The sequence below is a fragment of the Dietzia sp. CH92 genome (assembly GCF_032248695.1).
Classification (GTDB): Bacteria; Actinomycetota; Actinomycetes; order Mycobacteriales; family Mycobacteriaceae; genus Dietzia.
Genome location: NZ_JAVHXC010000007.1, coordinates 12547 through 27516 on the forward strand (window position 1 = coordinate 12547; position 14970 = coordinate 27516).

The following is a 14970-nucleotide window of genomic DNA, read 5'->3' on the forward strand; positions in this document are numbered from 1 at the left end:
GGGCGCGGGTCGAGCGGGGGAACGCGTCAGCTGGCGGGCGGGGCCGCGGGCAGACGGACCACCTGGCCGGCGTAGGACAGGCCCGCGCCGAAGCCGATGCACAGGGCGATGTCGCCCTCCTTGGCCTGGCCCTCGCGCAGCATGGTCTCCATCGCCAGCGGGATCGAGGCGGCCGAGGTGTTGCCGGTCTGCTCGATGTCGTTGGCGATCGCCACCGTGTCCGGCAGGCCGAGGTGCTTGGCCATCGCGGAGTTGATGCGGCCGTTGGCCTGGTGGGGGATGAAAGCCTGGATCTGGTCGGCCGTCACGCCGGCGGACTCCAGCGTCTCCGCGCACACCTTGGACACCTGCACGGCGGCCCAACGGAACACCTTGGAGCCGTCCATGGTGAGGAACGGCTGGACGACGGCCTCCTCGCCGAGGCCCCGCCCGTCGACCTCGTCGACGTACTGCTTGAAGTCCTTGGTCTGGCGGATGGCCTCGCCCTTCTCGCCGTCCGAACCCCACACGACCGGGCTGATGTCGTTGGTCTCCGACGGGCCCACCACCACGGCGCCGGCGCCGTCGCCGAAGATGAACGCGGTGTTGCGGTCCGTGTAGTCCAGTCCGTCGCTGAGCTTCTCCACGCCCACCACCACCACGTAGCGGGCGCCGCCGCCTCGGATCATGTTGGTGGCCACGGCGAGGCCGTAGCCGAAGCCCGCGCACCCGGCGGTGAGGTCGAACGCCGCGATGCCGTTGCGGCCGAGGGCGGTGGCGACCTGCGGGGCCGCGTGCGGGACCTGGGTCCAGTTGGTGGACGTGCACACGATGAGCGCGTCGATCAGTTCCACGTCGATGCCGGCCGAGGCCACGGCGGCGCGGGCCGCCTCGATCGACATGGACACGATGCCCTCGTCCGGGCCGGCCACGCGGCGGTTGAGGATGCCGGAGCGCTCGTAGATCCACTCCGAGGTGGAGTCGATCTTCTCGCAGATCTCCTCGTTGCTCACGATCCGACTGGGGCGGTACGCCCCGATCCCGAGGAGGGTCGTGCCGGTGGCGCCCTCGCCGGTCGCGATGGTCACGGTCTCGTTGGAATCCGCCATTGGCGATCTCGCTCCTCGTCGGTGGACGGCGCCTCGACGGCGCGCGTGTCATAACTCCCCGCCACCCTACTGCGGTCACAGGGAAGATCGCCCTACCGTACCGCCGCGTTTCCACCACCACCCCCGGCAGCCCCCGGAGTGCCGCCCATGGGCGTAACCGCAGGTCCGGCGCCCGCTAATGCGCCCGCCGGTGCCCCCGCAGGTCAGTCCGCGAGCAGCCCGTCGAGCCAGGAGCGCCAGCGCGGGGCGTCCCACGTGGGCGTGACATCGACCGCCGCGGCACCCAGCGGGCGGCCGTCCCCGCCGGGCGCGTCGACGTACTCGTACACCCGCAACGCCAGCGCCGCACGGCCCGCCGCGTCCTCGTGCGTCTCCCCGGCCGGGAAGGCGAACAACTCGAGCATCCCGTCCACCGGCGCCGACAGGATGAGCGTGCGCGACGCCTCCGACTCGGTCACCACGATGCCGCCGACCTCGCCCGAGCGCGCGACGACGCCGCTGTTGCCCGAACCGCCCCCCGGGCCCCCGGCCGGGTTGTGGCCGGCACCCGCCGCGGGCGCGATGAGCCGCGACGTCACCCGGGCCCACAGCTCGGGCACCGTCTGCCGCACGGGATCGGTGGCCGCGTCCACGGTCACCACCCCGTCGGCCGGGCGATGGGTCAGCCGGTGGGCCAGCACCGTCAGCGCCTGCGCCCACCCGTCGACACTGCCCGACACCGACTGTTCCGCCAGATCCCCGACGGAGGCGAACCCCGACCGCAGGGTGAGCAGGCTGCCGCCCTCGTCGTCGTCGACCACCTCACACGACGTCTCCCACGGCGGCACGGGCACGCCCTCGCCCATCCAGTCCCGCTCCACGTACGCGAACCGGCCCGGCGCGCCCGCGGCGGGCGGCGTGTACTCGGTGATCTCCCCGACGGTCGCGGTGAGCATCGCCTCGGCCGCCGCCTCCGGCCCGGTCGTGGGGTCCGGCGCGCCCGGGTCGGCGAACTGGACGATCCGCCCGCCCACCCGCGGTTCCATCGCGCACGAGACGAACCACGACGCGATGCCCTCCGCGGTGGCCACGGCGTCCCACACGACCTCCGGCGCCACCGGCAGCGGCACGCCGCACACGACCCGGGTGCTGCCGTCGTCCGTCCGGACCTCCGCCGTCACGTCGTACATGTTGCGCTCCCGCCCGTCGGTCGACTCCACGCGCACAACGCTACCGCCGGCCCCCGCGCCGTACCCTGGCGGGCGTGACCTCGACGAGCGCGCCCCACGACGCGGATCGTGCCCGCGGCGTCCGGGGGCCGATCGCCGCGACCGCCCTGCTCTTCGCGGCGAACGGAGCCGTCTTCGGCGCGATCGTGCCCCGCCTGCCCGACCTCAAGGACGCGCTCGACCTGGGCGCCGGCGGGTTCGGTCTGGCGATGGCCTGCTACCCGGCCGGCGCGCTGGTCGGGGGACTGCTCACACCCGTCCTCATGCGGCGCCGCTCCGACGGGGCCGTGGCCGTGGCGATGATGATCGCCGCGTCCGTGGTGGCGGCGCTGGTCGGCTTCTCGCCGGTCGTGGCCGTGTTCGCCGCGCTGCTGCTGGTGTTCGGCGTGTGCGACGCGATCACCGACGTGTCCATGAACGCGCACGGCATCCGCGTGCAGCTGCGTCACGGCCGGTCGCTGATCAACCGCTTCCACGCCCTGTGGTCGCTGGGGGCGGTGCTCGGCGCGGCGGGCGGGTCGGTGGCCGCCGGGGCGGGGGCGTCGGTGCGGGCCCAGATGATCGGTGCGGCGGTGGTGTGCGCGCTGGCGGCGCTGGCCGCGTACCCCGTGCGGCTGGGGCCCGCCGCCGCCGAGGACGAGCGGGGCCGCGACCTCGACGCCGTGCCGGCCGAGCCCGCCCGCGCGCGCGACCCACACGCCAAGGCCGGGCGCCGCTTCCCCGGGGGCCGCGCGCTGCTCCTGGTGATCGCGCTCGGACTGTTCGCGTGCTGCGCCGAGCTCGTCGAGGACTTCGCCCAGACCTGGTCGGCGCTCTACCTGCGCGAGACCACCATCGCGGGCGCCGGGCTCGCCGGGCTCGGCTTCATCGCCGTGCAGGGCGCGCAGCTGGCCGGGCGCGTGACCGGTGACGCCCTGGTCGAGCGGTTCGGCGCCGCGCGGCTGGGTCGAGCGGGAGGCCTGTGCGTGCTGGTGGGCGCGGGCGCGGCGTTCGTCGCGTCGTTCACGCTCGACGGGCCGGCCCTGCTGGTGGTCCTGCTCGCCGGGTTCGTCCTGGCCGGGTGGGGGATCGCCACCGTCATCCCCGGCGCGATGGTCGGCGCCGACTCCATCCCGGGCCTCGCGCCGGGTGCGGGCCTGGCGGTGCTGAACTGGGTGATGCGGCTGGGCTTCCTCGCCTCGCCGCCGCTGGTGGGGCTCATCGCCGAGGTCGCGGGGCTGCGCTGGACCGTGACGCCGATGATCGTGGGCGGCGTCCTCATCGCCGCCCTGGCCGGGCCCCTGCTGGGCCGCGCCGACCGCACTCCCGCCGGCCACACATCCGCCGACCGCGCCCCCGCGCGCGAGAAGGAGACCACGCCGTGAGCGCCGAGGTGTTCGTCAAACGCGGCTCAGGCCACGGGCCCGACTTCTTCCGCCACGAGGCCGCCGGGTTGGCCTGGCTCGCCGCGGCCCCCGGCGGGCCGCGCGTGGTGACGGTGAAGGGGGTCGACGACGACGAGATCACCCTCGAGAAGATCCCCGCCGGTCGCGCCACGGCGGACGCGGCCCTGCGGTTCGGTCGGTCGCTGGCGGCGATGCACGATGCGGGTGCGGCCGCCTGGGGCGCACCCGCCGAGGGCTGGGCGGGCCGGTGCTTCATCGGTAACCGCCCGCAGGACTGCCGGCCGACCGCGTCGTGGGGCGAGTTCTACGCCGAGCAGCGGGTCCGGCCCTTCGTCCGCATCGCGGTGGACCTGGGCGTGGTGGGCGGTGCCGACCTGGCGGTGGTGGAGCGGGCCTGCGACCGCGTCGCCGCCGGCGAGCTCGACGACCCCGACGACGCTCCCGCCCGCATCCACGGCGACCTGTGGACGGGCAACGTCCTGTGGACCCGGGCGGACGCGGCTGACGTCGAGGGCGGGGGCGGCGTGGAGGCGGTGCTCATCGACCCCGCCGCGCACGGCGGGCACCGCGAGACCGACCTGGCCATGCTGGCGCTGTTCGGCGCGCCGCATCTCGAGCACATCCTGCGTGGCTACGACGAGGCCCACCCGCTGCGCGAGGGCTGGCGGGAGCGGGTGCCGCTGCACCAGTTGCACCCGCTGGCCACGCACTCGGCCGGGCACGGCGCCGGCTACGCGGTCGCGTTGGCCGACGCCGCCCGGCGCGTGCTGGCGCTCTGACCCTCGGGGCGCCCGGGAGTCAGGCGCCCGGGGTCAGTCGCCCGGGGTCAGGCGCCGGAGGGGCTGACGCGGAACACCGAGTCGCGACCGTCGCCGTCGGAGGTGGTCACCAGCAGCGAGCCGCCCGGCTCGGGGGCCAGGGACCGAAGCCGGCCGAACTCGCCCTCGAGCAGCACGGAGGCGTCGACCACCGAGCGGCCGTCGTCGCTCAGCCGGAGCAGGACCAGCTTCTGGGTCTTGAGGTTGGCCATCGCCAGCGCGCCGGCCCACTCGCCCCACTCGGGGCCGAGGAACTCGATGTCCGCGGGCGCCAGCGTCGGGGCGCCCGAGGACCAGACGGCCTCGATCGCGTCCGGGAACCTGGCGGTGTCGGTCATCGGCACGTTCTGGTCGTAGCGGCCGCCGACGTCGGGGTTCCAGCCGTAGTTCCCGCCGGGTTCGAGCAGGTTCACCTCGTCGTCGACGTCCGGGCCGTGCTCGGCGGAGTAGATCCGGCCGGTCTCGGGGTGGATCGCCAGACCCTGGATGTTGCGGTGGCCGATCGTGTGGACCACCGAGTCCCCCGTCGCGGGTTCGCCGTCCGGCGTGATGTGCAGGGTCTTGCCGGCCAGCGACTCGGGGTCCTGCGGGGCCGGGCCGGTGAAGGTGTCCCCGGTGCCGATGTAGATCGAACCGTCGGGGGCGGTGAGCAGCCGGCAGCCGCTGTGGAGGCCGTTGTCGCCGAGCGGGATCCCGGTGAGAGTGTCGCGGACCTTCGTCATGGCGGTCCAGTCCTCGTCGACGGCGAAGGTGGTGATCCGGTTGTCACGCTCGCCTCCGAGCGACCGCGACCAGCACACGTGGATCTCGCGGTTCTGCGCGAAGCCCGCGTCCACGGCCATGCCCATCAGGCCGCTCTCGGACTGCCGGAACAGGCCCGGCAGCTCGATGCCGATCTCGCGCTGCTCCTCGCCGGGGCGCTGCACGACCACCCGTCCGCCGCGCTCGCCGGTGAGGAGAGTGCCGTCCGGCGCGCGGACCACGTCCCACGGGATGGTCAGCCCGTCCATGACCGTCTCGGTCTCGACCGCCGGGCCCTCCACCACCGCGACGCCCTCTCCGGCGCCGATACCCGGGGTGGCGGGGAAGAGGCTGCCCGGCGGGATCAGGCTGGTGTCGATCGAGCCGGACGAGCCGCCGGGCAGGCTGCTCTGCGCGCAGGCGGTGAGCGGGACGGCGACGGTGACCGCCGCCGCGGCGGCGAGCCCGGCGAGGGTGCGGGGGAAGGCGGGACTGGGCACGGCTGCTCCTGGGTCGGACGACTCGGGGAAGGGGTGAACCTCCGTCCGTCCGAACCTATTCGACCCCCGGCGCCGGCGACACCGGAACGGCGGCGGGCCGGATCCGGAGCACCTCGTCCCGGCCCTGGCCGTTCGAGGTGGTGGCCAGCAGCGCTCCGCCGGGCTCGGCCGTCAGGGAACGGATGCGGCCGTGCTCGCCGGGGATGACGGCCCCGAGCTCGAGCACGCTGGTCCCATCCTCGTCGAGCCTCATCAGCACGATCTGCTTGGTCTTGAGCATCGCGACCGCCAGCGCGCCGTCCCACTCGCCCCACGCCGGATCGTCCAGGAACGCGATCCCGCTCGTCGCGAGCGTGGGATCGCCGGACGACCACGTCGCCTCGACCGCGTCGGGGAACTTCACCAGATCGGTCATGGGCGAGGCGTCGTCGTGGTCGCGCTCGTTGATCCCGGGCCGCAGCGGGTCCCACCCGTAGTTGCCGCCGGCCCGCAGCTGGTTAATCTCGTCGTCGCGGTGCGTGCCGTGCTCGGCCGAGAAGAGGCGTCCCGTCCCCGGCTGAAGGGCCAGGCCCTGGACGTTGCGGTGGCCGAAGGTGAAGATGCGTGGGTCCGCGCCCGGGATGCGGGCCGGGTCCTGGGTGGGGGAGCCGTCGCGGGTCACGTGCAGGACTTTGCCGCCGAGCGACCGCAGGTCCTGGGGGACCGCGCCGTGGAAGGTGTCACCGGTGCCGATGTAGAGCGTGCCATCCGGGTGGGCGAGAATGCGGCACCCGGAGTGGTGGCCGATGTTCTGCCGGGCGATGCCGGGGACGATCACGTCGGGGTCCTCGAGCGCCGACCAGTCGTCCGCCGCGCGCCAGGCGGTGACGCGGCTGTCGCCGGGCGTGCCGTCGGCGAAGTTCTCCGAGTGGCAGGTGTAGACCTCGCGGCTCCGGGCGAAGTCGTGCGCCAACGCCATACCCATCAGGCCGCTCTCGCCGCCGGTGAACAGGCCGTCGAAATCGGCCGCGACGTCGGTGGTCGTCCCGTCGGGGTGGATCGCCACGACCCTGCCCGTCCCGCGCTCACCGGTCACCACCACGCCGCTCGGGTCGCGGACCACGTCCCACGGGATGGTCAGGCCGCCGACCAGTGTCTCCACTTCGACTTCCGGGCCGGGGGGCAGGGGCTCGTCCGGGTAGCGGTCCTCGGGCCGGGCGGCCGGCGCGCCGAGTGAACCCGCGGACCCGGTCGAGCCGAGGGACCCGGCCGAACCCGATGAACCGGCATCCAGCGACCCGAACAGTGAACCCGGCGCCGCACTCTGGGCGTTCGCGGTCAGCGGAGCCACCATCGCCGCGGCGGCCGCGGTCGCCACCGCACCGGCGGTCAACCCGGCGCGCAGGCCGGCTCGTGAGCGGATACGGGGACGCGAAGGGGACGAGCGGAACACGGGGCCTCCGGGGATAGGCGCGACGGGGTCACGGGCGACGAGCCCCGGCGACCGAAGTCACCGGGGTTCAGATGACGGTATCCGACCCCTACGACACCCCTACGTCACCCCAGAGACGAGGAGCGCCCCGCGCGCCCGCTCACGGGCGGCGCGCGGGGCGCTCCAGTCGCTGGTCGGAGAGGCTAGAGCTCCTCGATCGTCGCGCTCGCGTGTACGGTCCCCAGCTTCTTGGGGTTGCGCACGGTCAGCGACCAGGCCGCGTCGCCGGCACCGCCGCGCCGGGCGTAGATCCCCAGCTTCGCGGGCAGGATCACCGGCTTGCCGAACTCCACCGAGTAGCGGGCGCGCCGGGGGATCTCGCCCTCGACCACGCCGAGCAGCGTCGCGGCGGTCCACATGCCGTGCGCGATGACGTTGGGGAACCCGAACGCCTTGGCGCCCACCCCGGAGACGTGGATGGGATTGCGGTCCCCGGACACGGCCGCGTACTCCGCGATCCGCGCCTCGGACACCGACCTCACCACCGTGGGATCACCGAGCTCGGCCGCGGTCGGCGGCGCGGGCTTCGGCGGGCGCGGGGCGTCCTTCGGCGGGGTGAGAGACGTCCGCCGCTTCGAGAGCAGGCCCGACCGTTGCACCCAGGCGGGCTCGTCGTCGTCGCCCGTCCTGATCTCGGTGACCACATCCAACAGCAACCCCGCCGGGTGCTCGCGCAGGTTCTCCGCGTGCGCGCGGATGCCGAGCTCGTCGCCGACCCGCAGGGGACGGCGCGACTCGATCTCGTTGGTCAGGTGCACCGATCCCATCGCCGGCACCGGGTAGTCCGGGTCCAGCATGAGCTGCATGCTCAGCGGGAAGGCCAGCGTGAACGGGTAGGTCAGCGGCAGCTCGTCGGTCAGGCGCAGGTCGCAGACGCGCGCGTACGCGGCCAGGTTGGCCACGTCGACGCGCACTCCGGTGACCTCGACGCCCTTCGACGGCATCGACGTGCCGTCACGCGAGCCGCCCACGACGGGCAGGGCACCGACCGCGGCCTTGCCGTACTGGCCGAGCAGGTTGGGGATGCCGGGAAGGCGGGTGTACTCCACGGCCGATCACGCCCCCAGCAGCGACTGGCCGCACACGCGGATCACGTTGTTGGTGACCGCGGAGGAGGCCGGGCTCGCGAAGTAGGAGATGGTCTCGGCGACGTCGACCGGCAGGCCACCCTGCAGCATCGAGTTCATGCGGCGGCCGGCCTCCCGCGTGCCGAAGGGGATGGCGGCGGTCATCTGGGTCTCGATGAAGCCCGGCGCCACCGCGTTGACGGTGATGCCCCGCGACGCCAGCTCCTCGGAGGCGCCGTTGACGAAGCCGATCACGCCGGCCTTGGAGGCGGCGTAGTTGGTCTGCCCGCGGTTGCCGGCGATGCCCGCCATCGAGGACACGCCGATCACACGCGAGCCCTCGCCCAGGATGCCCTTCTCGGCGAGCTCGGCGGTGATCCGCTCGGGGGCGATGAGGTTGACCGCCATCACGGACTCCCACCGCGCGGCGTCCATGCCGGCGAGCGTCTTGTCGCGGGTGATGCCGGCGTTGTGGACGAGGATGTCGAGGCGGCCGTCGTGGCGCTCGGTGATGTGCTTGGCCAGGACCTCGGCGGCGTCGGCGGCGGTGACGTCGAGAGGCAGGGAGGTCCCGCCGACCTTGTTGGCGGTCGCCGAGAGCGACTCGCCGGCGGCCGGGATGTCGCAGCAGATCACGTGCGCACCGTCGCGGGACAGGACCGCCGCGATCTCCGCGCCGATGCCGCGGGCGGCCCCGGTGACGACGGCGAGCTTGCCCTCGAGCGGACGGTCCCACGACGACGGGGCGCTGGCGGAACCGGCGCCCACGCGGAACACCTGCGCGTCGACATACGCCGACTTGGCCGACAGGACGAAGCGCAGGGTGGACTCGAGCCCGGAGGCGCCCGCATCGGAGTCGGGGGAGACGTACACGAGCTGGACGGTCGCGCCGCGCTTCATCTCCTTGCCGAGCGAGCGGGTGAAGCCCTCGAGCGCGCGCTGGGCGATGCGCTCGTCGACCGAGCCGGTCTCCTCGGGCGTGGTGCCCAGGACGACGATGCGGCCGCTGGCCATCACGTTGCGCACGACCGGGTTGAAGAACTCGTACAGCGCCACCAGGTCCTCGGGGCGCTTGAAGGAGGTGGCGTCGAACACGAGTCCGGCGAACTTGCCCTCGGCACCCGCCCCGGCCAGCTCGTAGTCCGAGGACAGCATCTCGCGGACCGGCTCGACCAGGCGGCCCTCGCCACCGATGAGGACCGGGCCGTGGAGGGCGGGCTCGCCGGCCTCGTGGCGGCGCAGCTGCTCCGGCTGCGGCAGGCCGACCTTGCCGGCGATGAACGACCCGGGGGCCGAGGTCACGAACTGCGAGTAGAGGTCGAGGTTGCCCTGTGCCATGGCGATCATCTCCTGGAGAGGTGTGCGGTCCTACGGGTCGACAAGTAACTTACCGCTGAGTAACAATACTGCCAGGGCCGCGTTTCGGGCCACCGGACACCGAGAACAAACGGGAGTGACACACGTGACCACCAGCCCCCGCAAGGTCGCCATCGTCGGCGGCAACCGAATCCCCTTCGCCCGCTCGAACGGCAAGTACGCGGACGCCTCCAACCAGGACATGCTCACCGCCGCGATCGACGGCCTGGCCAGCCGCTACAACCTGCAGGGAGAGCGTCTCGGCTCCGTCGTCGCCGGTGCCGTCCTCAAGCACTCCCGCGACTTCAACCTCACGCGCGAGTCCGTCCTCGGTTCGGTGCTCGACTCCTCCAGCCCGGCCTACGACGTGCAGCAGGCCTGCGGCACCGGTCTGGCCGCTGCCATCCAGGTCGCCGACGCGATCGCGCTCGGGCGGATCGAGTCCGGCATCGCCGGCGGCACCGACACCACCTCGGACGCCCCGCTCGCCGTCAACGACGACCTGCGCAAGACCCTCATCAAGCTCACCGCGGCCAAGAGCACCGTCGACCGTCTCAAGCTGCTCGGTGAGATCCGCCCCCAGGGCCTGGTCCCGGAGCAGCCGCAGAACGCCGAGCCGCGCACGGGCCTGTCCATGGGCGAGCACGCCGCGATCACCGCCCGCGAGTTCGGCGTGTCCCGTGCCGACCAGGACGCCCTGGCCGCCACCAGTCACCGCAACCTCGCCGCCTCCTACGAGTCGGGTTTCCAGGACGACCTGGTCACCCCGTACCTCGGCGTGGCGCGCGACGACAACATGCGGCCCGACTCCTCCGAGGAGAAGCTGGCCAAGCTCAAGCCCGTGTTCGGCAAGCGGGACGCGGAGGCCCACGGCACCGAGGCCACCATGACCGCCGGCAACTCCACCCCGCTCACCGACGGCGCCTCCGCGGTGCTGCTGGCCAGCGAGGAGTGGGCGGCCGAGCACAAGCTGCCCGTGCGCGCCTACCTCGTGGACTCCGAGACCGCCTCCGTGGACTTCATCCACGGCAAGGAGGGGCGCAACCCGGACGGTCTGCTCATGGCCCCGACCTACGCGGTGGCGCGCCTGCTCGCCCGTAACGGCCTCACCCTGCAGGACTTCGACTACTACGAGATCCACGAGGCGTTCGCCTCGCAGGTCCTGGCCACCCTGGCCGCGTGGGAGTCCGAGGAGTACTGCACGCAGCGCCTGGGCCTCGACAAGGCGCTGGGCTCGATCGACCGGTCCAAGCTCAACGTCAACGGCTCCTCGCTGGCGGCCGGGCACCCGTTCGCCGCGACCGGCGGCCGCATCCTCGCCGCCACCGCGAAGCTGCTCGAGCAGAACGGCGGCGGCCGCGCCCTCATCTCCATCTGCGCGGCCGGCGGCCAGGGCGTCACCGCGATCATCGAGCGCTGACCGACCCGGCGCACGCCTGACCAGTGCAGCCCCCGCGCCCGGCGCGGGGGCTGCACTCATCGGCACCGGTCGGTCATAGTGGTGTTCACAGTGCTTCGTGCGGGAGTCTTTCAGGCCGGCGCCCCGCCGGGGACCCCGCCCGCTTCATGAGGAGGCGTGACGAGTGGACGAGTCCACCAGCACCGACGGCGGTCCGGCCCGCCCCGTCGCCATCGAGGGCGCCGGCCCCCACCCGGCCGCGTCCGACCGGCGGCGCTACCGCGTGCGGTCGCGGTGGTTGTACACGGGCGTCGGCGTGTTCATGGCGCTGGCGGTGCTGTACGGCTTCGACCTGGTCAACAGCATCGGTCGCGTGCCCCGCGGCACCGAGGTCTCCGGGATCGAGGTCGGGGGAATGACCCTCGCCGACGCCGAACAGCGCCTGGTGGAGCAACTGGGACCGCGGGTCGACGACGAGGTGGATCTGCGCGCCGGGGCCGTGAGCACCACCCTGGACCCGCGGGCGGTCGGGCTGTCCGTGGACTGGCAGGGCACCCTGGACCGGGCCGGCGAACAGCCCCTCAACCCGGTCACCCGGTTGATCAGCCTGGTGTGGTCCACGGACGTCGGGATCGCCAGCGTCATCCCCGACGAGCGGCTGACCGACTTCCTCGAGCGGCTCGCGCTCCAGGCCGACTTCGAGCCCCGGGAGGGCGCGATCTGGTTCGACCGCGACGAGGTGCGCTCGGCCATCCCCCTGGACGGCCAGCGCCTCCAGATCGAGAACTCCCGCGACGCGGTGCTCGAGCACTGGCTCGACGACGACGGCGTGGACCTGCCCGTCGACTACACGCCCACCGAGACCGACGCGGAGCAGGTCCGTGCCCTGATCCGCGACGTGGCCGAACCCGCCGCCTCCCGCGACGTGACGCTGCTGGCCTCCCGGATGCGCGAGGACGGCACCGAGCCCTCCACCGTCACCGTCACCACCCGGATGCCGCCCCCGCCCGTGCCTGCGGGTCGGGAGCGCCCCGAGACTGCCGAGCGGGAGATCGAGATGGTCGACCCCGACGACCCGGGTGCGGTGCCCGTCCTCTTCCCCCGTGACCGGATCGGCGAGTACCTCACGTTCGTCCGCCAGGGTGACGTGCTGGAACCGCGCTTCGACGCCGACGCCGCCAAGGGGATCCTCGAGCCGCTCCTGGCGGAGACCGAGCAGGAGGGCAGGGACGCCACCTTCGAGTTCAGCGGCACGACCGCGACCGTCGTCCCGGCGGTGCAGGGCCGCACGGTCGAATGGGGCCCGCTGCTCGGCGCACTGCCCGGCCAGGTCACGGACACCGAGGGCCCGCGCGTCCTGCCCGTCGGATACGTGGGCCGCGATCCCGAGCTCACCACCGAGGAGGCCGAACGGGCCGGCATCCGGGAGCCGGTGGGCCAGTTCACCGTCGCCGTCGGCGCGAACGGGCAGGCCCAGTCGATGATCGCCGCCCTGGCCGGGCACTTCATCCCCGCGGGGGAGGGCTTCTCGATGGAGGAGGTCACCGGCACGGTGTCCGGGGACCCCTCCGCCGACGCGGTGGCCACCGCCCTGTTCAACGCCGCGTTCGAGGCCGGCGCCCAGGACCCGGTGCGGGCCTCCCGGGGGGTCGACGGTGACGCGTTCCCCGCGGGGCGGGACGCGACCGCGTCGGCGGACGTGGCGTTCCGCAACGCCCAGGACACCGGGCTCGTGATCGACGCCTCCGGCAGCGGCAACTCCGTGACCGTCCGCCTGTGGGGTACGCGCGAGTACACCGTCCGGGTCTCCACCGCCCCGCGCACGGACATCCGGAGGGCGCCGACCCGGGTCGTCACCTCGGCGGGATGCACGCCCGACCCGGGCCGTGACGGCTACACCGCGCGGGTCACCAGGACCGTCCAGCGCGGCGACACCACCGTCAGCACCGACACGGTGGCCTCCACCTACGCCCCGCGCGAGCGGATCGAGTGCCGGTCCGAGCCGCCCGCCGCCGACGCCGCGCCGCCGCCCCCGCCGCCCGGGCCCGGCCCGATCCGCATCCCGGGCCTGCCGGAGATCCGGATCCCCGGCCTGCCCGGCAACTGACCGCGGCCCGCACGCACGCCGCCGCGCACGCCGCCGCGCACGCCGCCGCGCGCGACGCGGCCCGCACGCACGAAATCCGCTACCCCCCGCCCGGATCCGCTACTCCCACGGGGGTAGCGGATCCGGCGTCCGGGTAGCGGATTTCGGTGGGGGCGCTCAGCGCTCGACGACGACCCGCTCGTTGGGCACGCAGTGCGTCATCATCAGGCCCTCGACGTTCCGGGGCCCGTTCTTGCCGAGGTTCGCCAGCCGCTCGAGCTCGGAGTCTGTGAGCTGCTGCTTGGGCAGCGGCTCGAGGTGACGGACGTCGTCGGCCGAGATGCCCAGTCCGTCGCCGACGCGCTGGCCGAGTTCGTCCTCGCAGAGGAAGAAGTGCCAGACCATCCGCTCCTGCACCTCACGGGTGGCCTGCCCGATGTTGTCGATGAAGTTCTTCACCAGGTCGTCGCGCTCCCAGTCCTCCATGAGGCGGAAGCGCTGGCCCGCCTGCATGTAGTCGTTGGTGCGCGGGTACTCGCTGCGGGTGAGGCGTCCCCGCAGTTCCGGGCCCACCTCCTTCTCGCCGGTGGGCCGCGCCTCGCGGAGACCGTTCATCGTCGACGGCTCGTAGTTCACGTGCGGGTTCTGGCCCTGCAGGTCCACCCCGTACGACATCGTGCCGCCGCGCTGGTTGGTGGCGACCGTGGCGTTCTTGGCGCTGTTGACCGGCAGCTGCAGGTAGTTGGCGCCCACGCGGTAGCGCTGGGTGTCGCTGTAGGAGAACGTGCGGCCGACCAGCATCTTGTCGTCGGAGAACTCCAGGCCGTCGACGAGGACGCCGGTGCCGAACGAGATCTGCTCGTTCTCGTTGTGGTGGTCGGTGACGTTGCGGTTGAGCGTCATGGTGCCCACGAGCTTGGGCTCGAACTCGTTCTCCGGCCACGTCTTGGTGTCGTCCAGCGGATCGAAGTCCAGCTCGGGGTGATCGTCGTCCGACATCATCTGCACGACGAGGTCCCACTTGGGGTAGTCGCCGTTCTCGATGGCCTCGTAGAGATCCTTGGAGGCGTGGCCCGTGTCATGGGCCTGGATGTTCGCCGCGTCCTCCTCCGTCAGGCTCTTGACGCCCTGGTGCGGCAGCCAGTGGTACTTCACCAGCCGGCTCTCGCCCTCGGCGTTGACCCAGCGGTAGGTGTTGACGCCGAAACCCTGCATGTGCCGGTAGTCGGCCGGGATGCCGCGGGGGCTGAAGAGGTTGACCAGCATGTGCATCGCCTCCGGCGACTGCGACATGAAGTCGTAGATCCGCGCCGGCTCCTGCCGGAAGGTGACCGGGTCCGGCTTGAGGGAGTGGATCACGTCGGGGAACTTGATCGCGTCGCGGATGAAGAAGACACCGAGGTTGTTGCCGACGAGGTCCCAGTTGCCGTCCTCGGTGTAGAACTTCACCGCGAACCCACGCGGATCGCGCGCCACCTCGGAGGAATCGCGTCCACCGATGACGGTGGAGAAGCGGATCGCCACGTCGGTCTTCTTGCCGGGCTCCTGGAACAGCTTCGCCCGCGTGAACTTCGAGATGGGCTCGTCGCCCCACTTGCCGGTCGCCTCGAACTCGCCGTAGGCGACGAAGCCGCGCGCGTGGACGACGCGCTCCGGGATCCGCTCGCGGTCGAAGTGGCTGATCTTCTCGAGGAACTGGTAGTTCTCCAGCGTCGCCGGGCCGCGGGCCCCGACGGTACGGGTGTTCTGGTTGTCGTGGACCGGGTGGCCCTGACGAGTGGTCAGGGTCGGGTCGTCCTGCCTGCGCTCTTCGGACATCGATTCTCCTCGGGTAGAAGGCTTCGCCCGTCC

At 72.9% G+C, this 14970-nt stretch carries 11 protein-coding genes; 4 read left to right on the top strand and 7 right to left on the bottom strand.

Annotated features, from left to right (window positions below; translation table 11 throughout):
- Positions 1-26 precede the first annotated feature (26 nt).
- Both RWK90_RS14045 and RWK90_RS14050 read right to left on the bottom strand, forming a co-directional pair.
- Entirely contained in the window at positions 27-1088 is a 1062-nt protein-coding gene (locus tag RWK90_RS14045) for a beta-ketoacyl-ACP synthase III (RefSeq protein ID WP_314038240.1), read from the bottom strand.
- A gap of 203 nt (positions 1089-1291) precedes the next feature.
- The gene (locus RWK90_RS14050) at positions 1292-2287 is read right to left on the bottom strand and encodes an SRPBCC domain-containing protein (protein WP_314038241.1); all 996 of its coding nucleotides are present in this window, start codon (positions 2285-2287) and stop codon (positions 1292-1294) included.
- Positions 2288-2331: 44 nt separating this feature from the next.
- Between RWK90_RS14050 and RWK90_RS14055 the strand changes: the two genes are divergently transcribed.
- Together RWK90_RS14055 and RWK90_RS14060 are read left to right on the top strand one after the other, a co-directional pair.
- Entirely contained in the window at positions 2332-3660 is a 1329-nt protein-coding gene (locus RWK90_RS14055; protein ID WP_314038242.1) for an MFS transporter, read from the top strand.
- Positions 3657-4460, top strand: coding sequence for a fructosamine kinase family protein (locus RWK90_RS14060; protein ID WP_314038243.1), 804 nt, complete (start codon positions 3657-3659; stop codon positions 4458-4460). The genes RWK90_RS14055 and RWK90_RS14060 overlap by 4 nt, the downstream gene beginning before the upstream one ends.
- Before the next feature lie 47 nt (positions 4461-4507).
- Here RWK90_RS14060 and RWK90_RS14065 read toward each other — a convergent pair whose 3' ends face one another.
- The 4 genes from RWK90_RS14065 to RWK90_RS14080 form a co-directional block, all read right to left on the bottom strand.
- A complete protein-coding gene (locus tag RWK90_RS14065) occupies positions 4508-5740 on the bottom strand; it encodes a PQQ-dependent sugar dehydrogenase (RefSeq protein WP_314038244.1) in 1233 nt (410 codons plus the stop codon).
- 55 nt (positions 5741-5795) lie between these two features.
- Positions 5796-7172, bottom strand: a complete 1377-nt coding sequence (locus tag RWK90_RS14070) for a PQQ-dependent sugar dehydrogenase (protein ID WP_314038245.1) — start codon at positions 7170-7172, stop codon at positions 5796-5798.
- A gap of 182 nt (positions 7173-7354) precedes the next feature.
- The gene (locus RWK90_RS14075; protein WP_314038246.1) at positions 7355-8260 is read right to left on the bottom strand and encodes a MaoC/PaaZ C-terminal domain-containing protein; all 906 of its coding nucleotides are present in this window, start codon (positions 8258-8260) and stop codon (positions 7355-7357) included.
- Between the two features lie 6 nt (positions 8261-8266).
- Entirely contained in the window at positions 8267-9616 is a 1350-nt protein-coding gene (locus RWK90_RS14080) for a 3-oxoacyl-ACP reductase (protein ID WP_396230347.1), read from the bottom strand.
- 124 nt (positions 9617-9740) lie between these two features.
- Between RWK90_RS14080 and RWK90_RS14085 the strand changes: the two genes are divergently transcribed.
- Both RWK90_RS14085 and RWK90_RS14090 read left to right on the top strand, forming a co-directional pair.
- Positions 9741-11054: an acetyl-CoA C-acetyltransferase gene (locus RWK90_RS14085; RefSeq protein WP_314038247.1), complete on the top strand. Its 1314-nt coding sequence runs from the start codon at positions 9741-9743 to the stop codon at positions 11052-11054.
- A gap of 163 nt (positions 11055-11217) precedes the next feature.
- Positions 11218-13140 carry a peptidoglycan binding domain-containing protein gene (locus RWK90_RS14090; RefSeq protein ID WP_314038248.1) on the top strand — a complete coding sequence of 641 codons (1923 nt, stop codon included), beginning with the start codon at positions 11218-11220 and terminating at the stop codon, positions 13138-13140.
- A gap of 156 nt (positions 13141-13296) precedes the next feature.
- Here the strand turns inward: RWK90_RS14090 and RWK90_RS14095 are convergent, their stop codons facing one another.
- A complete protein-coding gene (locus RWK90_RS14095) occupies positions 13297-14937 on the bottom strand; it encodes a catalase (RefSeq protein WP_314038249.1) in 1641 nt (546 codons plus the stop codon).
- Positions 14938-14970: the final 33 nt, after the last annotated feature.